Source organism: Ferdinandcohnia sp. Marseille-Q9671, assembly GCF_976954385.1.
In genome coordinates this window covers 155511-181092 of sequence record NZ_CDRJTA010000003.1, presented here as the reverse complement: position 1 = coordinate 181092, position 25582 = coordinate 155511, and the positions used below count along the sequence as shown (strand labels likewise).

The 25582-nt window shown below is 39.3% G+C and carries 25 protein-coding genes; 4 read left to right on the top strand and 21 right to left on the bottom strand.

Annotated features, from left to right (window positions below; translation table 11 throughout):
- Positions 1–6 precede the first annotated feature (6 nt).
- From ACWNMY_RS13630 to ACWNMY_RS13610, 5 genes are all read right to left on the bottom strand, one after another.
- The gene (locus ACWNMY_RS13630) at positions 7–393 is read right to left on the bottom strand and encodes a DUF2500 domain-containing protein (protein WP_449538811.1); all 387 of its coding nucleotides are present in this window, start codon (positions 391–393) and stop codon (positions 7–9) included.
- A 116-nt stretch (positions 394–509) separates the two neighbouring features.
- Positions 510–1229, bottom strand: coding sequence for a YebC/PmpR family DNA-binding transcriptional regulator (locus ACWNMY_RS13625; protein WP_449538810.1), 720 nt, complete (start codon positions 1227–1229; stop codon positions 510–512).
- A 198-nt stretch (positions 1230–1427) separates the two neighbouring features.
- Positions 1428–2174 carry a hypothetical protein gene (locus tag ACWNMY_RS13620; RefSeq protein ID WP_449538809.1) on the bottom strand — a complete coding sequence of 249 codons (747 nt, stop codon included), beginning with the start codon at positions 2172–2174 and terminating at the stop codon, positions 1428–1430.
- Positions 2174–2905 carry a hypothetical protein gene (locus tag ACWNMY_RS13615; protein WP_449538808.1) on the bottom strand — a complete coding sequence of 244 codons (732 nt, stop codon included), beginning with the start codon at positions 2903–2905 and terminating at the stop codon, positions 2174–2176. Before ACWNMY_RS13615 ends, ACWNMY_RS13620 begins: the two co-directional genes overlap by 1 nt.
- A gap of 105 nt (positions 2906–3010) precedes the next feature.
- The gene (locus ACWNMY_RS13610) at positions 3011–3733 is read right to left on the bottom strand and encodes a DsbA family oxidoreductase (protein ID WP_449538807.1); all 723 of its coding nucleotides are present in this window, start codon (positions 3731–3733) and stop codon (positions 3011–3013) included.
- A 451-nt stretch (positions 3734–4184) separates the two neighbouring features.
- Between ACWNMY_RS13610 and ACWNMY_RS13605 the strand changes: the two genes are divergently transcribed.
- Positions 4185–4406, top strand: coding sequence for a hypothetical protein (locus ACWNMY_RS13605; RefSeq protein WP_449538806.1), 222 nt, complete (start codon positions 4185–4187; stop codon positions 4404–4406).
- Between the two features lie 282 nt (positions 4407–4688).
- Here ACWNMY_RS13605 and qoxD read toward each other — a convergent pair whose 3' ends face one another.
- From qoxD to qoxA, 4 genes are all read right to left on the bottom strand, one after another.
- Positions 4689–4970, bottom strand: coding sequence for a cytochrome aa3 quinol oxidase subunit IV (qoxD, locus tag ACWNMY_RS13600; protein WP_449538805.1), 282 nt, complete (start codon positions 4968–4970; stop codon positions 4689–4691).
- Between the two features lies 1 nt (position 4971).
- Positions 4972–5568: a cytochrome aa3 quinol oxidase subunit III gene (gene qoxC, locus ACWNMY_RS13595; RefSeq protein WP_449538804.1), complete on the bottom strand. Its 597-nt coding sequence runs from the start codon at positions 5566–5568 to the stop codon at positions 4972–4974.
- Positions 5565–7514: a cytochrome aa3 quinol oxidase subunit I gene (gene qoxB / locus ACWNMY_RS13590; RefSeq protein WP_449538803.1), complete on the bottom strand. Its 1950-nt coding sequence runs from the start codon at positions 7512–7514 to the stop codon at positions 5565–5567. The genes qoxC and qoxB overlap by 4 nt, the downstream gene beginning before the upstream one ends.
- 335 nt (positions 7515–7849) lie before the next feature.
- Positions 7850–8785: a cytochrome aa3 quinol oxidase subunit II gene (gene qoxA, locus ACWNMY_RS13585; protein WP_449538802.1), complete on the bottom strand. Its 936-nt coding sequence runs from the start codon at positions 8783–8785 to the stop codon at positions 7850–7852.
- Positions 8786–9212: 427 nt separating this feature from the next.
- Between qoxA and ACWNMY_RS13580 the strand changes: the two genes are divergently transcribed.
- The gene (locus ACWNMY_RS13580) at positions 9213–10106 is read left to right on the top strand and encodes a VanW family protein (RefSeq protein WP_449538801.1); all 894 of its coding nucleotides are present in this window, start codon (positions 9213–9215) and stop codon (positions 10104–10106) included.
- A 22-nt stretch (positions 10107–10128) separates the two neighbouring features.
- On the opposite strand, the gene ACWNMY_RS13575 is transcribed toward ACWNMY_RS13580, so the two are convergent.
- The 12 genes from ACWNMY_RS13575 to ACWNMY_RS13520 all read right to left on the bottom strand — a co-directional run bounded on the left by ACWNMY_RS13575 (position 10129) and on the right by ACWNMY_RS13520 (position 23635).
- Positions 10129–10587, bottom strand: coding sequence for a flavodoxin (locus ACWNMY_RS13575; protein ID WP_449538800.1), 459 nt, complete (start codon positions 10585–10587; stop codon positions 10129–10131).
- Positions 10588–10591: 4 nt separating this feature from the next.
- On the bottom strand, positions 10592–11308 hold the full coding sequence (locus ACWNMY_RS13570; protein ID WP_449538799.1) for a Crp/Fnr family transcriptional regulator: 717 nt from the start codon (positions 11306–11308) through the stop codon (positions 10592–10594).
- Between the two features lie 10 nt (positions 11309–11318).
- Positions 11319–13235 (bottom strand): heavy metal translocating P-type ATPase, encoded by a 1917-nt coding sequence (locus ACWNMY_RS13565; RefSeq protein WP_449538798.1) that lies wholly within the window; start codon positions 13233–13235, stop codon positions 11319–11321.
- Between the two features lie 155 nt (positions 13236–13390).
- Entirely contained in the window at positions 13391–13609 is a 219-nt protein-coding gene (locus ACWNMY_RS13560; protein WP_449538797.1) for a heavy-metal-associated domain-containing protein, read from the bottom strand.
- 231 nt (positions 13610–13840) lie between these two features.
- Entirely contained in the window at positions 13841–14548 is a 708-nt protein-coding gene (gene narI, locus ACWNMY_RS13555) for a respiratory nitrate reductase subunit gamma (protein WP_449538796.1), read from the bottom strand.
- A gap of 377 nt (positions 14549–14925) precedes the next feature.
- Positions 14926–15528, bottom strand: coding sequence for a nitrate reductase molybdenum cofactor assembly chaperone (gene narJ, locus ACWNMY_RS13550; RefSeq protein WP_449538795.1), 603 nt, complete (start codon positions 15526–15528; stop codon positions 14926–14928).
- Positions 15525–17027 (bottom strand): nitrate reductase subunit beta, encoded by a 1503-nt coding sequence (gene narH, locus ACWNMY_RS13545; protein ID WP_449538794.1) that lies wholly within the window; start codon positions 17025–17027, stop codon positions 15525–15527. The genes narJ and narH overlap by 4 nt, the downstream gene beginning before the upstream one ends.
- The gene (locus ACWNMY_RS13540; protein WP_449538793.1) at positions 17017–20703 is read right to left on the bottom strand and encodes a nitrate reductase subunit alpha; all 3687 of its coding nucleotides are present in this window, start codon (positions 20701–20703) and stop codon (positions 17017–17019) included. The genes narH and ACWNMY_RS13540 overlap by 11 nt, the downstream gene beginning before the upstream one ends.
- The gene (locus ACWNMY_RS13535; RefSeq protein WP_449538792.1) at positions 20678–20971 is read right to left on the bottom strand and encodes a hypothetical protein; all 294 of its coding nucleotides are present in this window, start codon (positions 20969–20971) and stop codon (positions 20678–20680) included. Before ACWNMY_RS13535 ends, ACWNMY_RS13540 begins: the two co-directional genes overlap by 26 nt.
- 75 nt (positions 20972–21046) lie before the next feature.
- Positions 21047–21364 (bottom strand): hypothetical protein, encoded by a 318-nt coding sequence (locus ACWNMY_RS13530; RefSeq protein WP_449538791.1) that lies wholly within the window; start codon positions 21362–21364, stop codon positions 21047–21049.
- Between the two features lie 33 nt (positions 21365–21397).
- Positions 21398–21847 (bottom strand): hemerythrin domain-containing protein, encoded by a 450-nt coding sequence (locus ACWNMY_RS13525; protein WP_449538790.1) that lies wholly within the window; start codon positions 21845–21847, stop codon positions 21398–21400.
- A 273-nt stretch (positions 21848–22120) separates the two neighbouring features.
- The gene (locus ACWNMY_RS13520) at positions 22121–23635 is read right to left on the bottom strand and encodes a nitrate/nitrite transporter (RefSeq protein WP_449538789.1); all 1515 of its coding nucleotides are present in this window, start codon (positions 23633–23635) and stop codon (positions 22121–22123) included.
- A gap of 303 nt (positions 23636–23938) precedes the next feature.
- On the opposite strand from ACWNMY_RS13520, the gene ACWNMY_RS13515 reads away from it, so the two are divergent.
- Positions 23939–24838 (top strand): ABC transporter ATP-binding protein, encoded by a 900-nt coding sequence (locus tag ACWNMY_RS13515; protein WP_449538788.1) that lies wholly within the window; start codon positions 23939–23941, stop codon positions 24836–24838.
- Position 24839: 1 nt separating this feature from the next.
- A complete protein-coding gene (locus tag ACWNMY_RS13510; RefSeq protein ID WP_449538787.1) occupies positions 24840–25580 on the top strand; it encodes an ABC transporter permease in 741 nt (246 codons plus the stop codon).
- Positions 25581–25582: the final 2 nt, after the last annotated feature.

The window sequence follows — 25582 nt, the reverse complement described above, 5'->3', positions numbered from 1 at the left end:
CTTCTATTATCTTGGATATCTCTCAAATCCTAGATATTTCGTTCCTTGAAACGTTAGTTTTCCCATATCTCCCTCAGCAAGCTGACCATATTCACTACCCGTTACTTTGAATTCTGACCGGTCCCCACTTTCAAACTCAAAGGTGGCATAATAGCTTGTTTGTGATGAATGGTGATGGTGGTGAACATCGCCCCCGTGATGGTGAGTATGTCTACTAACATGAGTACGCTTTGTTTTTACTATTGCAGGAACACTTAATTTAGGGGAATCCTCGTTTTTCTTCCACTGACTAACCCCTTTTCCGACATTAACCAGAATAAGTCCAATAACCATGATAAAGCCCACCATTACAAGAACTGGAACAATAGTAAACATCATTTCTCCTGGATACATGCTCCCTTCCCCCCTTTACTTTGTAACTATGAATACGCATACCAAATCAAGAAGGTTTCATTTTCCCATAAAAAAACAGACCCTCCAGCATTAATCTGAAAGGTCTGCAATTCAATTTATTCACCTAAATCAACATTGTGGTACACTTGACGAACATCTTCTAGGTCTTCTAATGCATCAATCATTTTTTCGAATTTCGCTTGTGCATCCTCAGGAAGGGTTACATCGTTTTGCGCAAGCATTGTTAATTCTGCTACGGTGAAATCAGTAATTCCTACATTTTTAAATGCCTCTTGTACAGCATGGAATTGCTCTGGCTCTGCATACACAATTACAGATTCCTCTTCTTCCAAAATATCACGTACATCAACATCTGCTTCCATTAACAGCTCAAGAACTTCATCTGCAGTTTTACCTTCAATACCAAACACAGCTGTCGCATCGAACATATAGGCTACAGATCCACTAACACCCATGTTTCCACCATTTTTACCAAAAGCTGCTCGTACTTCAGAAGCTGTACGGTTTACGTTATTTGTAAGTGCATCAACGATTACCATTGATCCATTTGGTCCAAAGCCTTCATAACGTAGCTCGTCATAATTCTCTTCTGAACCACCTTTTGCTTTTTCAATCGCACGGTCGATAATTGCTCTTGGTACATTGTATGTTTTCGCACGCTCAAGAACGACTCTTAAATGTTGGTTAAGTTCAGGATCAGGCTCACCCTGTTTTGCTGCAACATAGATCTCACGTCCGAATTTCGCGTAGATTCTACTTGTATTTGCATCCTTTGACGCTTTCTTTTCCTTAATATTGTTCCATTTACGTCCCATCTTGAACACTCGCTTTCAAATGTTAAATCTGATTTTATTATACTGTAAGCCTCGATTTCTTCAAAACTTCCATGAAGGAAATGCCACCGTTCTAGTACTTACATTTCGAAACAAATAATATTATACTCCAACCCTTTGTTCATTTCGAGAAAAATATAGAAGAAAATGTAACCAATGCGTACTCCTTCAACTTTTCTACTATTCCACATCTAGATACTCGAGCTCTTCCTCGTTCAAATACATCACATAATGCAGGTCGATTCCAGTAGCAGAACCACCTCCACCCATTGTTGCATCAGCATCTTGTCGCTCATGTTTTTGATTATAAGGAATCCAGCCAAAATACATATCTTGTAACACAGGAAAGAAGTCCGGGAAAAATGAATCAGGCTGTCTGTCTTTTTCCACTTTTATTGACGCTCCCATAACAGTTCGCCAATCTTTTGGAAGCTTCATCATTCCATATGGTTTTTCTTTAAAATTGATGATTGACTTCAATTGAATTCGTGGAAAATAGGTGTGTTCATTAGCTGTGATATGATAATTTCGATCCTTAAGAAAATAAAATTCTCCATGGCTTATTTGATCCTCCGGATGAATATTCCAAAATACTTGATAACTATTCGGATCTTTAGTATCAATTTTCCATACCTTTGGTGCTCCAGTATCGCTTTCGGCAACTAGTTCCCATTTATGCTTTTCCCACATCCATAAGCTAGTTCCATACTTATTCTTATCTGTTATAAATGGCACATAGACACGTCGCTCATCTATTTCAATTACATCAAGTACCTCAGTAACAGTGGAATCATATGAATATCTATTTAACTCTGCCAATACTTTTTCTGATGGTAAAAAGCTACTTGGTTTGGCTAAGTAAAAATAATATACTGAAATTGCTATACCTATAAACACTAAAGTCCCAATTACTACTTTCTTTACCATTAATTTTTCACTCCTTCCAAAAATACATCTTCGGAGCGAAAATAATACTGTTTCTTTGGAGTCGCTATTAATATACCTTTTCCATCTTCTTCTATGAAAATAGTCGTAGGGATTCCACTACCCCATTTTCCTTCTACCCCAACAACTTGGTAAGGAAATCGTTCTTTTCTTGTATTTGTGTCTCCACTCATGTACGTTTCGTCATACCATTGATCACTAAAAAACTCTGTCTGTTTCATGGAAGACAAATGATTCATCAATGTTTTCTTTTGCAATGTTATATCGTCTGCTGATGGATGTGTATGAATAATTTTGGCATTTTCTACAGAAGAAAGATAGGTGGCTATATTACTAGGGGGATATATAACGTTCTGCAATCCAACCGAAGCAATCGTTAAAACGAGAAAAAGAAAGTTTGCACCGAAGCCTAACCACGCATATCGCCGGAACCTTTCCCAACGACCCTCTTTTGACCTAAGGAAAAAATATAGAATCCATACACCTAAGGGCAAGATTGGGAGCTTAATAAGTGTTTCAAACATATTCATATTGAAAGAGAACGTAAAAAGGCCAACAACTAAAACAAGTAGGATTTTCCAAAATTTCGGTTTTACATCTTGTTTTTTATAAATTCGATAGGCAAAAAAACAGATTGTGCCCCAGCCTATCACTAAACTAATAAACGAAACGAGGTTTATATCAAAATCGAAATTAAAAGTAATTGGTACCACCCCTTTTTGTTTTACATTACTATATTCTGAATTAGGTGTACAATTCCTTTTTTAAAAATAGCAAAAAAGTGCAGAACCAATGGCCTGCACTTTTTGAAACCTGCATTATTTATCAGTTGGAATTTCGCAACTTTCATCTGTACAAATCGCACCTTCACTACTTGAAAGGTCCTGTAATTTTGGCGCTGGGTTCTCTTCTTTCCAAACTTGTTGAAGGGCGCCCAGGAATGTAGAAGTTGGTTGCGCTCCAGAGATAGAATATTTTTGATTAATAACAAAAAACGGAACCCCTGTCACACCAATTTGTTGAGCAATGGACTCATCAATTCGTACATCATTGGCAAATTTCGTTTCGTCCTTCAACACATCTAACGCTGCCTGGCGCTCTACTCCCACTGTCTCAGCAATATCTGCCAATACTTCATGGTCACTAATAAGTTTACCTTCGACAAAGTAAGACTGAAGAAGCTTCTCTGTTACGTCCTTCTCTTTACCTACAGTAGCCGCATACTTTGCAAGGCGGTGTGCATCAAATGTATTTGTATGTTTCATTTCATCAAAATTATAATCAAGCCCGAGTTCTTTAGCTTGCTGCCCAACATTCTCATTCATTTGCTTTGCCTGTGAAACGCTCGTACCGTATTTAGATGCAAGCAATTCATGAATACTGTTACCAGAGTATTCTTTTGCGTTTGGGTCTAATTCAAAGCTTTTGAACTCCACCTCAACTTGATCACGATTCGGAAACTGTGCTAATGCTTCCTCAAGACGACGTTTACCTATATAACAGAATGGACATACAAAATCTGACCATACCTCAATTTTCATATTTTACACCTCATTTTGGTTATTTTTCACTATCGTACCATATGCTTTCTGTAAATGCTCTCCATAAGACTTTGGTATACTTTTCCCTTTTGAAGATGGCAACATTCAGTAAGGTCTGTGTCTTTTACAATAAATTTGGTAATTTTGGTTGGCATATGGGACATAGTGAGGAGTTTTTACACCAGAGCGTGTACTGTAAGACCGCTCTAGCGGTACATCCTTCGGCAGTTTCTGCTTGAGCGTGTACTGCAAGAATGCCCTAGCGGTACATCCTTCGGTGGTTTGCGACGGATCGTGTATCACGAGTGATTTAATTGAACCACATACAAGCAAAAAATGTGGGATTCGAGCATCTCCTGCCAGCCCAAATTTGATTTTTCGAACATTTTGTGAAAAATATTTGACGTTTTTGTGAACAAAGTGAATAATATATAGTAGGAGGATGAGGAAAATGAAATCAAATATGCTTGAGGCTGTTAAGTATTTTGGGGGAACAGTGCTTATAGTTGGGATCATTCTTTTTGGCCTAGGATTCTTTGGTAACGGTTCCAGTTTGTTAACACCAATTGGTATCGGAACTGTAATGGGAGCAATCTTTATCTTTTTAATGGGGCTATTTTTAATTGCTTCTGAAGAGGTCCTACTTAAAACACAACGGACAAAAGTAGAATAACTATATAAACGTTACGTTTTTTTGCTTAGCTGCCTAAATGAGCTAAGCTTTTATTTTTGCACAAAAGTGTGCCTCTTTGATCTACACTCAAAAAAGGTAGATTAAATAACCAAGAATGAGAAGGTAATCAATCATAAAGGCTTTGAAACGGACAAGAAATGAAGCATGCATGTATCCACCTCTTCCCTCATTTTTTGATTCCTTACATATACTTATAGTATTGTTGCTGCTATATGCCATAGAAAAAGAGTGCCTGAGATCAGACACCCTTCAACAAACCTATTACATATCCCAAATAAACAGGAATAACGTACCAAAGATTGTTACTAAAGCAATAAAAATCATAAAATAAACATTACCGTATATCGTCCACTTATCCTTCGTTTCACCAGCATGCATGAACACAATTAACTGTAGCAATGCTTGAACAAACGCTGTAATGATAAGGATGGTTAGACCTGCTGTAAAAGAGAGATCTAAGAAGTACACTGAAAGTGCAACAGCAGTTAATACCAACGAAAAGACAAAGCCCATGATTTGTTTTACAGGAAATAATTCTCTCATCTTACATCATTCCTTTCAGATAGATGAAGCTGAAGATGAAGATCCAGACTACATCTAAGAAATGCCAGTACAATGAAAAGATAAATGATTTACCTGCATTTTCAGGTGTTAACCCTCTTTTTCTAATTTGAAGGATGATAAATAATCCCCAAATCAATCCAAATGTTACGTGAGCTCCGTGTGTTCCTAATGTGGTTAATAAAATCGCTGTAAATGCACTTGTTTGAAGCCCTGCCCCAATGTGTACATAGTGAACAAATTCATATATTTCTACCCCTAGGAATGCTAGACCAAGCAGCAATGTAATTGAAAAGAAAGCTAACATTGCCTTTTGTCTACCTAGGCGCATCGCATGAATACCAAGACCAATTGTAAAACTACTTGTTAAAAGCAATAGCGTTTCGATTAGTACAGGTGTTATTTCAAATATTTCTGCACCTGATGGTCCGCTACCAACCCGGTTCTCTAGTGTAAAGTAAGATGTAAATAATGTTGCGAAAAGCATAATTTCAGCACCTAGGAAAATCCAGAATCCAAAAATATTTAACTGATTTTGGTGCGTGCTATATTCAAGAGGTTGCGAGTGATCTAGTTTCATAGTTTAGCACCCCCTAAGTTTTCTTCCGTTTCCTTCACTTCTTCAACAGAAATATATCGACCATGATCCTTCTCGACAGAACGGTACGCCATACATGCGAAAATTCCAATGGTTGAAATGATAACGAGTGGCCAAATCGCAAAAACGAACGAGAAGCCCCATACAAAGAAAATACTACTCATGATAAACGGTACACCACTGTTGTTAGGCATGTGAATTTTTTCAATTTTACCTGGGAAAAGCTTATGTTTCTTTTTCTTGTCATCCCAGAATGGTTCAGATGAATTCACATTTGGTGTTATTGCAAAGTTATACTCTGGAATTGGTGTGTGTGTTGCCCACTCAAGTGTACGTGCATCCCATGGGTCACTTCCAATGTTTCTCGGAGAGTAACGGATACTGTAGTACACGTTATACACGATTAGAGCAAAAGCAATTGCCATAATACCTGCACCCACGAAGGAAAGCATATTTAATGCACCAAATCCAGTACTTTCAGAATATGTGTACATACGTCGTGCTTGACCGTCTAGACCCGTAATGTACATCGGGAAGAATGCAAGAACAAATCCGATTGAAAGTAGCCAGAATGTCCATTTTCCAATACGTTCATTTAACATAAAGCCAAACATTTTCGGCCAATAATAGGTGAAGGCTGCAAGCATTGCATAGACTACACCAGGAATAATTGTGTTATGGAAGTGAGCTACTAGGAACATTGTATTATGGTACTGATAGTCAGCCGCTGACATCGCAAGCATAACCCCTGTTACCCCACCAATTGTGAATAGTGGAATAAATCCTACTGAATAAAGCATTGGAACGGTGAAACGTATTTTACCCTTCCAAAGTGTAAACAACCAGTTAAAGATCTTAACACCTGTTGGTACTGCAATCGCCATTGTTGTAATGGAGAAGAAGCTGTTAGCTGCAGCACCTTGGCCCATTGTAAAGAAATGGTGAGCCCAAACAAAACAGGAAAGAACAGAGATAATAACCATTGAAAAGACCATTGATTTATAACCATACAGGTTTCTACCTGAGAATGTAGAAATAATCTCACTATAGATACCAAACGCAGGCAGGATTAAGATATATACCTCAGGATGTCCCCAAACCCAGAAAAGGTTGGCCCATAGCATATCCATACCGCCGTTTGTACTTGTAAAGAAATGTGTTCCGAATAGACGATCCATAGTTCCCATTGCTAATGCAACTGTTAATACTGGGAAAACAGTTACGATTATTAAGTTAGCAACTAACGTAGACCATGTGAACATTGGCATCTTCATTAATGTCATACCAGGTGCTCTCATTTTCATGATCGTCGTAATCATGTTGATCCCTGTCATCAAAGTACCAAGCCCAGCAATCTGAATCGAAATCATGTAATAGTTCGTTCCAACTGATTCACTGAAATCATTCCCTGCAAGTGGGAAGTAAGATGTCCAGCCTGCGTCAGGTGATCCACCAATAACGAAAGAGATGTTGAATAACATTGCCCCCATAAAGAATAGCCAGAAGCTAAGGGCATTTAGGCGTGGAAACGCCACATCGCGGGCACCTATTTGTAAAGGTACAATATAGTTCATAAAGGCAATTATGAACGGCATCGCCATAAAAAGGATCATAACAACACCATGTGTTGTAAAAATCTCATTATAGTGCTGTGCATCTAACAATTTATTTTCTGGTGCAGCTAGCTGTGCACGCATCATTATCGCATCTACCCCACCACGGAAAAGCATGAGTAATGCGGAAATTAAATACATTATCCCTATACGCTTGTGGTCAACAGTTGTTAACCATTCACGCCATAGGTAACCCCATTTTTTAAAATAGGTTAAACCGGCTACTATCCCAATTACAGTAAGTCCAATCGCTACCATTGCTGCATATATGGCGGGACTAGGATGTGGTATGGCAAATCGTTCAAAGAATTCCATCCGTTGTTACTCCTTTCAATTGAAGTATATATTTCCGTTCGAATTTATATTTTTTAGATATGGTGTTAAGAACATTTCAATTCACTCGAGCGTGCGGTTTGTCCTTGAGTCGATTTATCAAAGACATTTCTAACCTCTTTAGTATGCGGTTCGTCTTTGAGAAGCGGTATCATGAACATTTCAATTCACTCAATCATGTGTTCTGTCCTTAAGACCCGCTCTCATAGACATTTCGCAACTCTCAAGCATGCGGTGTGTCCTTGAGACACAGTATCAAATACACTTTTCTTCATCACAACGTAAGTTATGTCTTTTATAAAACTTTTTTCCAATTCTTAATGACCACTATGCTCTGAATGATCTTCATCATGTTCTTGATGTTCGGAATGATCTTCCCCATGTTCTTCATGCCCTTCATGGGACTCAGCATCTGAATCATCGGAACCATGATTATGCTCTGGTGGTGGCGCAAATTCTAAGTGTGTTCCTGTAAATGTCATTTGGCCAAGATGTCCTGGTTCCAGAAGTTCTTCAAATTTTTCCTCCGTTAGAGGCTTTGCTGTTTCTTTTACTTCGTCTACCCATTCTTCAAAGTCCTTTTTAGGAACGGCGTTTACACTAAAGGTATTTTCCGCAAACCCTTTTCCACTGAAGTTGGCGTTTCTTCCCATCAGTTCACCTTGCTCATCTGCAGCGAGGTGTAGGGTCGTAATCATGTCTGCCATTGCATATTTCTGTCCACCCAGCTGTGGGATCCAGAAGCTTGTAATAGGTCCATATGAATAAAGTCTAAATTCAAGTGGTCGGTCAGTCGGGATATATAAATAGTTTACTGTCTCAATATCCTCTTCCGGATAACTAAAATGCCATTTCCAATCAGATGAAGAAGCATAGATTACCAAGGGTTCTTCTTCATATCCTTTTGGGGCTGACTCTACAATATAGTTACTTTGAACAGATACAAAAGAGAGATATGCAACAATTAGTACCGGAATCCCAACGCACAGTCCCTCAATCCACGGATTGCCTTCAATATGAGGTGGCTCATAATCCTCAGGCATATTAGAAGCTCTGTATTTTACGAGCATATAAAATAACAGGATAAAAACAACTATAACTACAAAAGCCATGATCCCAATTGAGAGCAGGATATCATTTGCTTGTCTTTCAGCCTGTGGACCTTTCGGATCTAACACTAGTAATGGTTCACAACCGGCTAATACAGTGGTTATCGTAATAACCATTGATAAGAAAAACCATTTGATTTTCATAAAAGTACTCCTTCCTTCTTGGCATTTCCAATAGGTAACCTTAGTTAACAACTATGTGTGACATCATGAATTTGTGTACAACTTCACAAAGTTGTCAAAAATTTTTTAGCTACTTAATTTTTCTGTAAAGAAACTGAAAAACATAGCTAATTTTATTGTAAAAAGTTATTTTCTTAAAACATTATCACTGTGTAAATGATAATAACACGAGTGAAATTAAAAAGATGTTACGAAAATGGGAAGGAATTATTTGTAAAAAGAAATAATCTTAACATAAAGTCATTAAACCTTGGTGTGATGCAAATCACAGGTGTTTTTTTGAATTTGAACAAATTGTTACAATTAAAATCAGCTCATTTTTAATGGAAATCATACTAACCATCCATACTATGAGAAACAGCAAGTTTAGAATGAAGGTGGTGGGAATATGAAGTTTATTTGGACTGTAATGCTCCTCCTTTCCGTTTCACAAGTTCATCAGCATGATGATCTCTACATAACCTATAATGGAAATCCAATTGCAACAGTCAACCGGGCTGATTATTCCGTTCCGTTACTTGGAGTTCCAACCTTGAACAGTAATAAATTCGAGGAATTCCTCACTTATGTAGACGAGCAGATTTACGAGGAACCTAAGGATGCAGCAATTGGTAAGTCGGGTGAAATTATTCCAGAACATGTAGGAGTTAAGCTAGATAAAGACAGATTTACAAGGTCATTTTATTCAGCATTCTTTGGGAGTAGGAATTCATTTGAGGTACCTATTCAAAGGATCTATCCTCGAGTAGATAGCGAATTATTGTCTACAATTCGGGTAAAAAGAATTGGACAATATGTAACATTTTTTAACTCTTCTAAAAAAGAGCGTTCCACAAATATTCGTCTTGCAGCTGACGCAATAGATAATCATGTTCTCTTTCAAAATGAGACTTTTTCTTTTAATAAGGTTGTGGGAAAGCGTACGGTTGCAAAAGGGTACCAACCTGCACCTGAGATTATCAAGGGAGAACTAATTGAAGGAATCGGAGGTGGAATCTGCCAGGTTTCTTCCACATTGTTTAATGCTGTTGACCTTGCGGGAGTTGAAATTGTAAAACGATATTCACATAGCAAACGCGTAGGTTATGTACCTCCAGGCCGTGACGCGACCGTTAGTTGGTACGGACCAGATTTTCTTTTTAAAAATACATATAACCAACCTATTTTGATCCGGGCTAAAACACATGGAGGAACCCTAATCATAACAATTTATTCGTCAGAGGATATTAATTTCAAACCTAGGAAAATTACACCAAGAGTCAGCAAAGAGACCAGTAACTAAACCGGTCTCTTTCTTCATTTTTTTACAAAGCTATAAGCTTTTCCGCAAATTGTCTGCCAAACTCTTTACATCTCTCAATTTCGTTATCATTTGGGGTCTGCTCCATTTTTAAGGGCGGATTTAGTATTTCTGCACCACGGTCTGTTAGTTTTTTACTTAGTAAGTCCACTGCTCCCCCAAAACACGAGTAAAGTGTACTCCCTGATCCAAATACCGCGCCCTTCTTAAATCTGAAATCTAGATGTTCCATTTCATCGTATAGATCAACAAATTCATCTGGAAGCTCGCCTTCACCCCAGGTGTAGCTGCCTAATAGGATTCCATCATAGTTAATCAGTTCATTAGGTTCTACTTCGTAACATTCTCTTATCACGAGATTGATCCCGCGTTCTTTCACACCTTCAGCTATAGACATGGCCATTGTTTCTGTATTCCCCGACATACTGGCAAAAACAAGAATGGCATTGGTCAATGTTCTCACCTTTTCAATTGTTGTTAGCTTTCTTTTTAAGCTGTTCTAGTTGTTTTACAATAATCTTTCTTTGTCCTTTTAACTCAATTAAATTTTGTTCTTGGAAAGATGAAAGTCTTCGACTCAGTGTTTCCTGCGATGTTCCAAGATAGGATGCAAGATCTGCTTTTCGTATAGGTAATTGAATAGTCAATGGTTCATCAGCAATGGTTCCACCTTGACCTTCTATTAATTCAACTAAATAACTGGCAACACGCTTTTCAACATCCTGCGAGTTTAATTTTTCGATTAAACTTTCTGTTTCATGGAGTCTTCGTGTGAATTCCTCCAATATTTTCAATGAGATAGTAGGGTACCGCAAGAGTAGTTGATGTATGTCTTGTTGCTGAATCGTACAAATTTCAGAATCCTCCATTGCCTCTGCGAAGCTCGTAGTCATTGACTTCGAGAATAACGATAGCTCCCCAATAAAATCTCCTTCTTCCACAAACCTTATAATTTGTTCCTTACCATTCTCTGTAATTCGGTACATTTTCATCCGACCTTTATGGACGATAAAGAGGTGTTCGGAGAGTTCATCTGAGTGGAATAAGAGCTCTCCTTTTTTGTATTTTCTACTCACAATCAGATTAGAGATTTCAGCCATTTCCGTATCATTCAAATGGTTAAAAATGGGGACCTTCGAGACACATGAGGAATGATTAGTATGATTACATGATTGACAAGACATTCTAACTCTCCTATCTTACACCTCTGGTACTGGTATCCTGTTTTATATAGAGATTTATAGTCGAATCTTTTGTTATATCTTCTTTATAATGGACAAGTCGTATCGCATTTAGGATCACGAGTAGTACACTTGCCTCATGTATAAACATACCAGATGATAGGAAGACTGTCTTTGTTAATACGCCAATTAATAATATTGTCACAATTACAACTGCAAAATACATATTTTGCTTCATATTCCTAACAGTTACCTTTGCTAAGCCTGTAGCCAATGATAAGCGATCAAGCCGATCAGACATTAATATGACATCTGCAGTTTCCATCGCCGCATCGGTCCCTGTCCCACCCATTGCAATTCCAACATTGGCAGCGGCAATTGCGGGTGCATCATTTATCCCATCTCCTACCATTGCTACACGATGTCCCTTGTCAATAAGTTGTTTTATAATAGAAACCTTTTGCTCCGGAAGTAATTCTGCATAATACCCGTCAAGCGATAGCTCAGTTGCAACCTTTTCCGCTGTTGCTTGATTGTCCCCAGTTAGCATAACTACTTTGTTAACTCCTGTCTTTTTTAACTTTTTAATAGCAGCGATTGCCTCTGGACGGATCTGATCAGAAATCGAAATAATGCCAATGATAGTTAGTTGCTCAGCAATCAATACCGCAGTGCGTCCATTCATTTCCTCCGACTCGGCGTAATCTCGTACTTCTTTTGATAAAGCAATCTGGTTATGAGACATTAGCTTACGATTTCCAATAGAAATCAACTTTCCATTTACTTTGGCTTGAATACCTTTTCCTTTGAACACCTCAAAGTCTTTGAGAATATGGTTACTGCTTAATTTTCTTTTTGTAGCTTCTTTAAGAATCGCCTTGCCTAGATGGTGCTCTGAATATTGTTCTGCAGCAGCCGCAACTTCAAGAAGCCAGTTTTCGCTGACACCAAAACTTTTTATCGCAGATACCTCAGGAGTCCCAACTGTAAGTGTCCCAGTCTTATCAAAGGCAATGACATCTACCTTTGCTAACTGCTCCATAATTTCTCCGCCTTTCACAAGAATGCCACTTTTTGCACCATTTCCCACACCCGCTACGATAGAGACTGGTGCAGAAATAACAAGTGCACCTGGACAAGAAATGACTAGAAAGGTTAATGTGAGTTCAATATCCTTAGAGAATAGATATACGACTAGGGCCAGTACAATAATAAGGGGCGTATAATACTGCGCAAATCTTTCTACATATTTTTGTGTTTTCGCTTTTGTTTCTTGGGCTTCTTCCACAAGCTCGATAATCTTTGAGAAGGTCGTATTCTCACCTGTTCTTACTGCTTCTAATTCAAGGTAACCATTATCTAGAATGGTGCCACTGAATACATTATCACCTTTCCTCTTTGAAACTGGTATCGCCTCACCAGTAATAGTAGCCTCGTTGACGCTTGCGTTACCACTAAGAACTTTTCCATCAACTGGAATCTTTTCGCCAGAATGTACAAAGACAATATCCTCAATTTCTACATCCTCTGCCGCAACCATTACCTTATCCCCATTTTGGAATATCCTCGCCTGTAGTGGAGCAAGGTCTAACAATGATTTCAGGGATGAACGTGTTTTTTCTAGTGTTCGTGACTCAAGGTATGCCCCTAGAATGAACAAAAAGGTAACCGCAGCAGATTCAACATATTCTCCAATAATTATTGCTCCTATTACCGCAATTGTCACAAGCAACTCAATACTGATTAGTTTTAGACGAAGAGATTGAATGGCCTTTGTCACAATAGGAGTTCCTGCTATTACACTAGCAGCAAGTAGTAATAGATTGGCTATCATTATCTGATTCATCCCTCTTAATAGTAGGGCTGTTATGATAAATAATCCCGTAACTATAACGATCTGTTTTTTTCGATTTTGTTTCAACCAAATCACCCCTATTCAATTGCCTTGCTGGTCCACACTAGGTGGACATAAAGACGTTGCCACAAGACAGCGCTCTTAGTCTTTGATCTTGATAAATTTCTAATTAAAAATGAGGCTTTACCCTATTCTGTCAGGCTATGACCTTACTAAATGAAGATAAACCTTTATATTTTCATAGATTTTACGGGGTATCCAAGCTTTTTTAGTAATCCAGCAAAGTGTGCAGGAGTTGTTTCCGATTCTTTAAACGACACCTTCACCTTTCCTGAATGAAATAAGACATGGACCTTGTCGACTCCCTTTTCTTTTGTTAAGGCCTTTTCAATTTTAGCAATGCAACTTGGACAGGTTAGTTCTTCCATTTGATAAGTAGCAGTTTTCACTTTATATCCCTCCTCTTGTTTACATCTTTATTGTACGAGGAGATTAGGAATGAAACTTTGACGTGGGTCAAAAATGAGGAGTAGGTTTACTTTTTGACACGTTACACTGCTCGGTTTTTGTCGAAAAAAGGTTCGTAATGTGCAATTTTGTAATGGGAGGGTGCAATTCAAAAAAAATCAGCACACCAACCATACTCCTTAAAAATGAAAAAAGAGGAGCTAACTCCTCTTTTACACCTTATTTTGTCTTGTGTTTTTCGAATAGCCATCTCGAGATCGATACTGCTGTGGCGCCCTCGCTGGGTATCGCAGTGGAAAACTAAACATGTGAACGAGCTTTGTAAACGGAATCGATGCGAACAGCAAGAATGAAAGCACAACATGGATCTTAAACAATGTTGGAACACCGAGCATTAATTCAGGTTGTGGATTCAATGTGAATAAACTGCGAAACCATGGCCCAATGGATATTCGATATTCGTACGCCGCTACGGTTGTGTTGTACACAAGTGTCATGTAAGTTCCTAAACCTGCCACAAGCAGCAACAATAAAAGCGTAAAATAACTCCCGACTGATGCATGTACACGAACCTTTTCAATTGCAAATTTTCGAATCAGGAATAGGATTAAACCCAGTACAACCATAATTCCTGCCAAGCCACCACCTGCTATTGCAAAGAAGTGGTAGGTATGGTCGTCAATTCCAATTGCATTGTAGAATTCAAGAGGAATTAAGACCCCCATTACATGTCCAAAGAAAGCAAATATGATCCCATAGTGAAACACAACTGAGGCAACTCGAAGCCACTTCTTTTCAAATATTTCTGTTGATGGGGCGGTCCAAGTTTTCCCGCGAAAAACAAAACGATAGAAAGTCCCTACTACTAGGATAGCAGCACATAAATAAGGAAATGCTGTCCACCAGAAATGCAACTCCATTCAATGACCCCCTTTCAAAATGATGCAGCAAAGATTAAAAGCGCAAGCGCCTTGCTCAGCCCCGACAAGCACAAGACGAGTCGGCTAGTAGGTTGTTCTTTAACCTTCTTGACGGAACGGCTTGTGATCTCGAGGGGCTTGGCGCCTGGAGCTAGACATTGAAAACTAAGTACGTAATTCTATACTTTCATATTTATTAACAATCCACATTTTTTTAATTAGTTGTCCACTTATCCACAACCATGCGAGGAATTTCGACAATCCTTGAGCCTTTTCGTGCAAAGATTTGAACGTTGTCCATTTTTAATTATCCCCAATATCCACTTTATCCACAGAATTACCCTGTTTTTATCCACATAGTCCACATGTTATGAACATTATTTGTATAACATTGGGTATGGAAGCTCTTCTAGGTCTGCTTCCTCACGTTGGTTTTCAAGGATTGTGATTTCTTCTGCTTCTGGTGCTTCAAAGACGAACATCATTAATAGGTCTACAATTCGCTGATAAGGATTGGATTCAGGCAGATGCTTTAGAACTCGATTAATGGCAAATGCAAGTCGCCGAGATAAACGTACAAAATTTTCGCCCTCAGGTGCATGGGCTAAAAGTTCGAAGAGCATCGGTATATAATCCACAATTTCCTTTCCTTCATATTCAAAGCCAGCTTCACATACAAGTTTCTGCAGTTTAATTAGAGCAGCGCCTCGTTTTCGGCTGTCACCTAATTCGTGCGATGTTAAATATAGGCCAGTTTTATCCTTGTAATCGAATGTTTCAACATATAGTTCCTGTAATTCGAGAAGTGACATCTCAAAAAGTGGTGCAATTCTTTCAAAAATCTCTTTTCTCATTTTTACAGAGCCTACATGCTCATTCACAAATTCCTCAATTTCCGGATACCCTTCATAAAGGGTATGGTCCGGATAATCGAGAAGACGTGACATAATTACTAATATTGCTTTTGCTTCATTGGTCATTGATTTCCACTTCTTTCAAATGGATAAGTCACCATACCTTCTGGCGGTGCTAAATCCTCAATACTACATGCCCCTTGTTTGTAATGGAGGTCTTCATCCATTTCACGACGCCCTGTAGGTATGACAAATCTTTCATTATATTTAGCAACTCCAAGTAGACGTTGCATTTCTTCTAACTCTTCTACAGTTGTATTTGCTTCTGCAAGCAACTTACTCTTTTCCACTTCGTCAATTCCACCTACAGTCTTCGCACGCATATGAACACGCATTGCTGCCATTTTAAGCAATACTCGTCGAATGACTGCCGTATCATCTGCTGCCAGGATAGATGCTAAATACTCCATGGGAATCCTCATATCATCCACAGCCGGAATATACCCATCTGCACTCAGAGCTTGCTCATTTGTGATATGGTTCATAATTGGGCTAAGTGGTGGTACATACCATACCATTGGTAGCGTTCGATATTCAGGGTGCAGTGGCAATGCAATTTTCCACTTTATCGCCATTTTATAAATTGGTGACTCCTGAGCACTCTTAATCCAACTATGATTGATTCCTTGCTCTTCTGCCTTTTGAATAACCTCAGGATCAAATGGATCTAAAAATACGGATAGCTGTGATTCATACAAATCCTTTGGATCTTCCACTGAAGCAGCTTCCTTTATACGATCTGCATCGTAAAGAACAACTCCAATGTAACGAATACGGCCAACACATGTTTCCGAGCAAATTGTTGGGAGTCCCGCTTCTGTACGTGGATAACAGAAATTACACTTCTCCGCTTTATGTGTGTTCCAATTGTAGTAGACCTTATGATAAGGACAGCCGTTTGTACAAAAACGCCAGCCCCGACAAGCATCCTGGTCAACCAGAACAATTCCATCCTCATCCCTTTTATAAAGTGCGCCCGATGGACACGATGCTACACAGGATGGATTTAAGCAATGCTCACAAATCCGCGGTAAATACATCATAAAAGTCTTTTCATACTCCATGGCTATGTGTTCCTGGAGCTTTTGAACATTTGGATCCATCGGAACGATTTCACTACCACCCGCAAGGTCATCATCCCAGTTTGAGCCCCATTCAGGCTTGTCAATATATTTTCCAGTAATCATAGACTTTGGACGGGCAACAGGGATGTTCTCCCCTTTTTTTGCTTCATGTAAGTGTTCGAAGTCATATGTCCATGGTTCGTAAAAGTCATCAAGCTCTGCCATGTTTGGGTTGTAAAAAATGTTAGCAAGTTTGGAAATTGGGCCGCCAGCTCGTAAGTGAAGTTTTCCATTTCTTAATGTCCAACCGCCCTTATAGCGATCCGTATTTTCCCATTCCTTTGGATACCCTGGTCCCGGACGTGTCTCCACATTGTTGTACCAGACGTATTCCATACCTGGTCGATTCGTCCATACATTTTTACATGTGACAGAACAAGTATGACAGCCGATACACTTATCCAAGTGCATCACCATCGCCACTTGTGCCTTAATTCTCAAGCCAGTCGACCTCCTTTAATGGGCGAACAATCGCAAGCGTATCTCTCTGGCTACCTGTAGGTCCATAATAATTGAATCCATAGCTAAGCTGTGAATAACCACCAATCATGTGTGTTGCCTTAGGATAAATTCTAGTCACGCTATTATGTGTTCCACCACGATTTTTGTTAATTGTGTTACCTGGCACCCCCATTGTACGGTCCTGGGCATGGTGCATATAGACAGCTCCTCGAGGCATTCTGTACGTTAACACAGCCCTAGCCGCAACGGCGCCATTTCGGTTATATAATTCAATCCAGTCGTTATCCTTAATACCGATTTCTGCAGCATCCTCTTCGTTCATCCACACAACTTGCCATCCTCTAAACAGCTGTACCATATGTCGTGTGTCTGTAAACATAGTATGAATCCCCCATTTTTGGTGTGGGGTCATATACCGAAGCGTTATCGACTTACCAGTGTTCTCAACTTCTTTCTCACCCTTAACAAAAGGTCCCTTATTGATTGGTGGAAGATACAATGGAAGTCCTTCCCCATAATCAAGCATAACTTCATGATCTAAATAGAAGCTTTGTCGTCCTGTGAGTGTATGCCACGGAATATGATACTCTTTGTTAACAGTAAACGGTGAATAACGCCTGTTGTCATTCTCAAGTCCGCTCCAAACTGGTGTTGAAATGGTTTGTCTCGGTTGAATAGTCAATGCGTCTAATGTAAAGTCTTCATCTTCACGACCTTCTGAAATATGGCCAAGTTTCTTACCTGTTTTTTGCTCCATTGACTTCCAGCCTTCCACCGCACGCTTTCCATTGGTTGCGCCGGACATGAGAAGAATGGCATTGATCGCTTGAACATCATTATATAAGGATGGATATCCTTTCCCGATACCTTCATGCTTCGATGGTCCTAGTCGATCTAATAAGGATTGATATACTTTATCCCCAGGAATCTTAACCCCTTTTGTTCCGTACCCATTTTTTATATTCGGACCAACTGTTATCCACATATCATACACATTTGGATAATCGCGTTTCACGAAGTTTAGATTCGGCATTGTTTTTCCAGGTATACCTTCTACCTCACCTTTTCGCCAATCCTTTACTTTTCCAAAAGGCTGTGCAATTTCATTAATCGTGTCATGAGCCAATGGAGAAATGACTAGGTCCTCTTGGGCTGGGAGATGTTTCTTCGCTAGTTCTGAAAAAGATTTTGCAATTTCACGGAACGCATCCCAATCACTTCTAGTATCCCAAGGCGGACTAATCGCCGCGTTAAATGGATGTACAAATGGATGTAAATCTGTTGTACTTATGTCCTGCTTTTCATACCAAGTTGCAGCAGGCAGTATAATATCAGAAAAAAGACCAGAGCTTGTCATACGGAAATCCATACTTACAAATAAATCTGTCTTTGCTTCCGGTGGTTTATCCGTGATTTTTACATCTTTCGGTTGCCATGACTGTTCTGGATCTGATAACACAGTATCCTTTGACCCGATTAGATGCTTAACAAAATATTCATGACCTTTTCCACTATCACCTAATAGGTTGGAACGCCAATTAAAAAAGACTCTTGGGAAGTTTCGTGGGTCATTTGGATTTTCAATTGCAAAATCAAGCTCTCCATCCACCATTTGTTTGGCTATGTAATCCGTAACTGCCTTGTCATCACTATGTTTGGCACGAGCTTCCTTCATGACATCCAACGTATTTTGAGACAGTGATGGGAAACTCGGTAGCCAACCTAAACGTGCAGATAACGCGTTAAAGTCAGCAGGGTGCATATTGGTATACTTACTACCCCATTCAGTTTGAACATCATCAAAATCATATTCGTAGCGGAATTGCTCCGTTGCAAAATAGAAGAAGGATGTTCCATTCATAAATCGAGGTGCTTTTACCCAGTCATTTGCAAATGCAATTTGAGAAAACCCTTCTAATGGGCGAACCTTTTCCTGTCCAACATAATGCGCCCAACCACCACCGTTCACACCTTGTGACCCGGTTAGTAAGACCAAGTTCAAAATAGCTCGATAGATTTGATCACTATGGAACCAGTGATTCGTTCCTCCACCCATCGCAATCATCGATTTCCCTTGAGTTAGAGCTGCATTTTCAGCAAATTCTCTCGCAACTTGAATCACATGTTCTTTTTTAACACCTGTTATACTTTCCTGCCATGCTGGTGTATATGGTCTAGTAGCATCATTATAATCAGTTGGGTAGTCACCCTTTAGCCCTCTATTGATTCCAGTATGTGCAAGCATTAAATCAAATACCGTAGTTACAATGAGCTCATTACCTGACTTATCCTTCAACCGTTTAACCGGTACTCCGCGCTCTACCTTACCGCCAGCTTCCTGCGCAAAATAAGGAAATTCAACCATCGCCACTTCGTCAGAAGCCTCTATAAAGCTCAACTTTGGACTGATGCTTGTTCCATCCTCGGTTGTCATATCTAAGTTCCATTTGGTGCTACTATCCCATCTAAAGCCCTGACTTCCATTTGGTACTGCAATTTGATTGGATGATTCATCCCAAACAACTGTCTTCCAGTCGCCAAGCTCGTGTTGATCCGAAAAATCAGAAGCGCGCAGGAACCGATCTGATCGGTAGTTTTCACCTTTTTTACTCAAAGTAATTAGGAAAGGTAAATCTGTATATTGTTTGACATAATCTGTGAAATAAGGGGTTTCTTTGTCTATGTAAAATTCCTTTAAAATGACGTGGGTCATTGCCATCGCAAGTGCGCCGTCTGTTCCTGCTTTGGCAGGCAACCAAATATCAGCGAACTTGTCATATTCAGCATAATCTGGACTTACCCCAACTACCTTCGTCCCGTTATAGCGAGACTCCACCATAAAATGGGCATCAGGTGTCCTTGTTTGAGGAATATTGGTACCCCAAATAATAAAGTATTTTGTATTGTACCAATCACCACTCTCCGGAACATCTGTCTGGTCTCCCCAAACCTGTGGAGAAGCAGGTGGCAAATCAGCATACCAATCATAGAAACTTAGAATCGTTCCGCCGATTAAAGATAGGAATCTAGTTCCTCCAGAATAGCTAACCATTGACATTGCGGGGATTGGGCTAAAACCAACAATTCTATCAGGTCCATATTTTTTAATTGTATAAATGGTAGAAGCCGCGATTATCTCACATACTTCTTTCCAAGTACCTCTTACGAATCCACCTCTTCCACGCGCGGATACATATTGATTTCGTTTTTCCTGGTTAGTGACGATATTTTCCCATGCTTGTACAGGATTGTCCGCTTTTTCAAGTTCTTCTCTCCAAAGGGACAGTAAATCCCCCCTCATATAGGGATATTTCACACGAGTAGGACTGTATGTATACCATGAAAAGCTCGCACCACGCGGGCATCCACGAGGTTCATAGTCTGGAAAATCGTCACCTGTTGATGGATAATCCGTTTGCTGAGTTTCATAGGCTATAATTCCGTCCTTAACATGGATTCGCCAGCTGCAGGAACCTGTACAGTTCACCCCATGTGTAGAACGGACAATTTTATCATATGCCCAGCGATTGCGATAAACAGATTCCCAATCACGTGGTCTAGGATTTTCTTCTGTCCAACCTTGATTGATTCGCTCTCCTCGCACTAGATGCTTTAGCGAGTGTAAGAGACTATTTTTTTTCGCCACTGTCTCCATCCCTTCCCTTAAGCATATTTGCCAATGGGTTAAAATCTTCACCCACTAACCGGAAGCTTTGTGTACCTGCTTGGAACTCTTCCAAGAAAACATTCCAGCTAGACGCATTTGCAGCAGCTAAAATAAGACGCTGCAGGATGCTCATGTCCTGAATCTCGTAAATTTGCTCAATCATCTTCCCAGGTACATCTCCGAATCTCATTCGAAGAACAGCGATTAAATCCTCCCGGTCATCGATTAACATTGTGTCATTTTCTAGTGAAAACAATTGACCATCCCTTTCTTGCTAGACTTGTAAAGGCCAAGCCTGACATTTCGTAATTACCTTAGTAGCAGGTCATTCTTACACTTTAATCATTTTAAAATAGTCGGATATTAGTTGATTCTTACATTTTTCTGCAGTTTCCTTAAAAAATGAATCTATTTTATCATCCGGTTTTTGCGCTTGTTCAAAGCTAACAAAGGTTGTAACAGATTGTGAAAATGATTGTGAGAATCGCAATGTCACATCATATCCCTTTTCCTGTTTTACAGTTGTCGCATAAATGTCATACGAATGAATGTTATATTCAGAAAAGGTCTCCACCATCTTTTGATATAGGACCGGCGCAGCAAACCGGAGCAATTTTTCCTCAATTGCTTCTTTTTTACCCATTTTCATCCCCTTTCCTCATTTTCCTTATTTTTCAAGTTATTATTCGTTGTTACCCAAAAGTTTATTCATCTCATCGTCATTATGAATTTCATCAATAATAATTAAGCTGTCTAATAGAGGAATCAATCGATGATCCGCCTCTTCTGTTTCAAGGCTTTTTTTCATCGTGGCTACAATTCGTCGCATTAAATCATGGTCACGAGTTAACTGATTGACGATTTTTTCAAGCTTTGGATTCGCCTCAATCATTTCCTTATATAAGCCCTCTTCTTCTGAATCTGCATGCTTAAGGGTTCTTGATTCCCAATGATCAATCGCCACTTCCGCAACCTGTAACGCTTTTTCCTTATCTCCATCTTCAATACATTTCCGAAATATATTCCTTAATTCCTTCGCTTCATGTAACGCTGCCTCATGGATAGCCGAATGAGCATCTTGTTTTTTTAAACTTGGACCAGTCATCATGATCATCCTTTCATTTGTTGACAAAGTTTTTACTCTTCCTCATAATCCTTTCCATCCAACATTTCGTTAAACTCCGAAATGTATAATTCCTTAAAAATGTCACAAAGACAGTTTGTAAGAGACCTTATATTAAACTGCGCTAGACTACCTCACGGGACCTGTTGAGGCTTTTTTCATCGAGCGTGTAGCGCGAGAACCCGCACATGCTAGAATTTTTTCTCTATGCTGTACAACTAAAACCCTCTACGATGCAGGTTCAACAATTAAAGACACACAAAAAAGAGCTAAGAAAGTTCCTTAGCTCTGTGGTGTTGGTTCATTTTTTTCAGTTAGATCATTAAACAAGCCAACATAGTATTTGACTTCACCAGCCTCGTTTTTGACTTCGCTTATGGTGAGCCATTCTAAATACAGCTCGTTGTTTTTCCGCTTATTCCAAATCTCCCCTTGCCAAAATCCTTTATCCCGGATGGAATCCCACATACGGTCGTAAAAGGTAGCATCGTGTTTACCAGATCGGAGTATACTTGGCGTTTTTCCAATGGCTTCATTTGGTTCGTACCCAGTAACAGCTGTGAATGCTGGGTTTACTTTTTGAATAACTCCTTTTGGATTTGTAACCATCATGCCCTGTGCTACATTTTCAATGAGTTTCGCCTCTACTCTCAATCGTTCAACATAGAACATCCACACAACGAATACGGAGCATAACAATGCAAACATCGCTAGCGACATAAAACCGATTGCGTAATGGCCTGTGATTCCAAAAACGATGGATAGAACAATCGGCGGGAAGAAACCACCTAGACCACCCATTGCTGATACAATTCCGTTTACAATACCCGCTTGCTTTGAAAAATAATACGGAACTAGCTTAAAGATCGTTCCGTTTCCAATTCCCGCAGAAATGGAAACAAGTAAGCAACCAAGAGTATATAGGACGATATCTGGCGTAAAAGCCAAAAGTACCCCTGCAAATGTAATGAAGTTAAATACAAAAAAGAGGATGAGAAATGGATTAAATTTATCACCTAGCCATCCACCTACTGGCCGCATAAACGTAGCTAATGTAATAAACCCGGCAGTTCGTAACCCAGCATCTACTGATGTTAGTCCAAAATAAGTGACTAAAAAGTTTGGTAAATACACGGTAAACGCAACGAAGGAACCAAAAGTAACAAAATAAAAAAGGCTTATGAACCAGAGCTTTTCGTCTTTATAGACACTTTTGATTTGTTCACCTAATGGCTTGTTGAATTTAGGTTCATTACGGTCACCAAATAAAAAATTTAAGAGTGCGAACAAAATAACGGGAATCAAAAATAATCGAACTGTATTCTGCCATCCAATGCTAACAGCAAGTGCGGGTGCTGCAAAAGAAGTAATCGCGGTTCCAATATTACCTGCACCATAAATTCCGTTTACAAAACCATGACGTTCCTTTGGGTAATACTTGGGTAAGGAGGTTACACCGATTGAAAACAACGCCCCTCCAACTCCAAGAATTAATCCTCCTAAAATCAAATCAAACAAGGAATCTGCAATACTTATATAAAAGATAGGGAGGGTTAAGATTAAAAAGCCAAGGAAAAACAACCATCTAGCTCCAACTAGGTTAGTCCAGTATCCAAGTAATATCCGTAATAGTGATCCTAGAATAACTGGAACTGCTGTAACCATTGCTGTTTCGTTAGCGGTCAAGGGTATATCCTCTTTAATACTAGACATGAGGGATGAAAGAATCACCCACACCATAAAACCAACAACCAAACTTGAGGTTTGAAGTGGTAACTGCCATTTTTGTGCTTTCATTTTACTCCTCCTCCAAGCAATTTTTCTATCATTTTCAAAGTTTTTCTTAGTGTACGGAATAACGTGAAATTCAATCATAGTTTTTTGATTTTTGTTGGTATGCTTATGTATCTGTAAAAAAATGGTGGGACAAGGAGCCTGTCCCCCTGACCCATAATACAACTATGCAAAACTAGTGAGCCTGTCCCCCTGACCCATATCCCAAAAAATGATGACAATTGTCATGCGATATGATGACATAGTCCACTAATTCAACTGCTTCTATGCTAGTAGGATAGAGGTAGATCTAGTGGAGGTGGCGTAATGGAACCAATTATTGTGTTGGATAAGGTGAGTAAGTCGTTTAAGAGTAAAACAGCTGTTAATCAGATTTCTATGTCGATTCAAAAAGGTGAGGTTGTTGCGATTCTTGGTCCGAATGGGGCTGGTAAAACGACGACAATGATGATGATGCTTGGACTGTTAGAACCAACAGATGGAAGTGTCCAGTTATTTGGAAAGAACCCGACAGAAAAAACCGTACGAGAGAAAATCGGAGCAATGCTACAAGAAGTAAGTGTAATCGATGCATTGAAGGTGAAAGAAGTTATTCAGCTCTTTAGAAGCTATTATCCAAACCCCTTGTCTTATAAAGAGTTAGTCACCTTCACAGGTCTTACTCAAGAAGAACTTCAGAGACGAGCAAACAAACTTTCAGGCGGACAAAAGCGACGACTTGGCTTTGCACTTGCAATGGCAGGTAACCCGGATGTATTATTTTTCGATGAACCAACCGTTGGAATGGATGTTTCTTCAAGGAAGCAGTTCTGGAATACGGTAAATGAGCTAAAAAAACGCGGAAAGACTATCCTATTTGCCACTCATTATTTACAGGAAGCTGATGATGTTGCTGAAAGAGTCGTCCTTTTTCACGAAGGAAAAATCATTCGTGATGGAACCCCGAAAAATATAAAAGCAACTTTACTCAAACAATCCATCTCATTTAAAACAGATTCAACTCTAAATCGTGAGGAGCTAAAAACGATACCGCATGTGTCTAATGTTTATGAAAAAAATGGTCGAATTTATGTAATAACTACTCATACTGACGAAGTTCTACGTGCAATCTTTACTAAGAATCTACCTGTACAAAATATTGAGATAGAACGTGGTCGTCTAGAAGATGCATTTGAGCAGTTAGTTGAAAAAAGGGAGGCGATATAATATGAGCGGACTATTTATGCAATGTAAGATTGAGATATTGAGAATACTTAGAAATCCTTATTATTTATTCTGGTCATTGTTTATGCCTATTGTTTTTTACTTTGTTTTTACGAGAATTTTCAATTCTGCATTAGAGAACCAACAAGAGTGGCAAGCACATTATTTGATGTCGATGACAGCTTTCAGTGTGATGGGATCTGCAATTATGACACTTGGCATCCGTCTCGTTGAGGAGAGAAAACAAGGCTGGTCCATGTTTATGCGAATTACTCCCCTGTCTGACCAAGTGTATTTCTTTTCAAAAATGGTCGGTCAAACTGTCATTCATATTTTCTCAATTCTTATTATCTTTACGGCAGGAGCAGTTATAAATGGCGTCTCCCTTAAAGCTGTTGAATGGTTAATGTGTGGGGGTTGGATATTGTTTGGTTCATTGCCATTTCTCGCATTGGGAACTTTGATTGGAACGATGAAAAGGGTAGATACTGCTTCTGGGGTTTCAAATATGATCTATATGATGTTAGCCATTTGTGGAGGTATGTGGATGCCACTTGAAATCATGCCAAACTTTGTACAGGAAATTGGGAAATGGCTACCATCTTATCATTTCGGAAATGGAGCATGGCAAATCGTAAGAGGTAGTGGACCAGATTGGCAAAATTTCACACTTTTGATTGGGTATCTCATCGTATTCGTGTTAATATCGGGTTATACAAGGAGAAAACAAGAAGTGGCGGTGTAGGA

Coding starts and splice junctions, on each gene's coding strand:
- ACWNMY_RS13630 (WP_449538811.1), bottom strand. CDS start 393: ATGTATCCAGGAGAAATGATGTTTACTATTGTTCCAGTTCTTGTAATG.
- ACWNMY_RS13625 (WP_449538810.1), bottom strand. CDS start 1,229: ATGGGACGTAAATGGAACAATATTAAGGAAAAGAAAGCGTCAAAGGAT.
- ACWNMY_RS13620 (WP_449538809.1), bottom strand. CDS start 2,174: ATGGTAAAGAAAGTAGTAATTGGGACTTTAGTGTTTATAGGTATAGCA.
- ACWNMY_RS13610 (WP_449538807.1), bottom strand. CDS start 3,733: ATGAAAATTGAGGTATGGTCAGATTTTGTATGTCCATTCTGTTATATA.
- ACWNMY_RS13605 (WP_449538806.1), top strand. CDS start 4,185: ATGAAATCAAATATGCTTGAGGCTGTTAAGTATTTTGGGGGAACAGTG.
- qoxD (WP_449538805.1), bottom strand. CDS start 4,970: ATGAGAGAATTATTTCCTGTAAAACAAATCATGGGCTTTGTCTTTTCG.
- qoxC (WP_449538804.1), bottom strand. CDS start 5,568: ATGAAACTAGATCACTCGCAACCTCTTGAATATAGCACGCACCAAAAT.
- qoxB (WP_449538803.1), bottom strand. CDS start 7,514: ATGGAATTCTTTGAACGATTTGCCATACCACATCCTAGTCCCGCCATA.
- qoxA (WP_449538802.1), bottom strand. CDS start 8,785: ATGAAAATCAAATGGTTTTTCTTATCAATGGTTATTACGATAACCACT.
- ACWNMY_RS13580 (WP_449538801.1), top strand. CDS start 9,213: ATGAAGTTTATTTGGACTGTAATGCTCCTCCTTTCCGTTTCACAAGTT.
- ACWNMY_RS13570 (WP_449538799.1), bottom strand. CDS start 11,308: ATGTCTTGTCAATCATGTAATCATACTAATCATTCCTCATGTGTCTCG.
- narI (WP_449538796.1), bottom strand. CDS start 14,548: ATGGAGTTGCATTTCTGGTGGACAGCATTTCCTTATTTATGTGCTGCT.
- narJ (WP_449538795.1), bottom strand. CDS start 15,528: ATGACCAATGAAGCAAAAGCAATATTAGTAATTATGTCACGTCTTCTC.
- ACWNMY_RS13540 (WP_449538793.1), bottom strand. CDS start 20,703: ATGGAGACAGTGGCGAAAAAAAATAGTCTCTTACACTCGCTAAAGCAT.
- ACWNMY_RS13530 (WP_449538791.1), bottom strand. CDS start 21,364: ATGAAAATGGGTAAAAAAGAAGCAATTGAGGAAAAATTGCTCCGGTTT.
- ACWNMY_RS13520 (WP_449538789.1), bottom strand. CDS start 23,635: ATGAAAGCACAAAAATGGCAGTTACCACTTCAAACCTCAAGTTTGGTT.
- ACWNMY_RS13515 (WP_449538788.1), top strand. CDS start 23,939: ATGGAACCAATTATTGTGTTGGATAAGGTGAGTAAGTCGTTTAAGAGT.
- ACWNMY_RS13510 (WP_449538787.1), top strand. CDS start 24,840: ATGAGCGGACTATTTATGCAATGTAAGATTGAGATATTGAGAATACTT.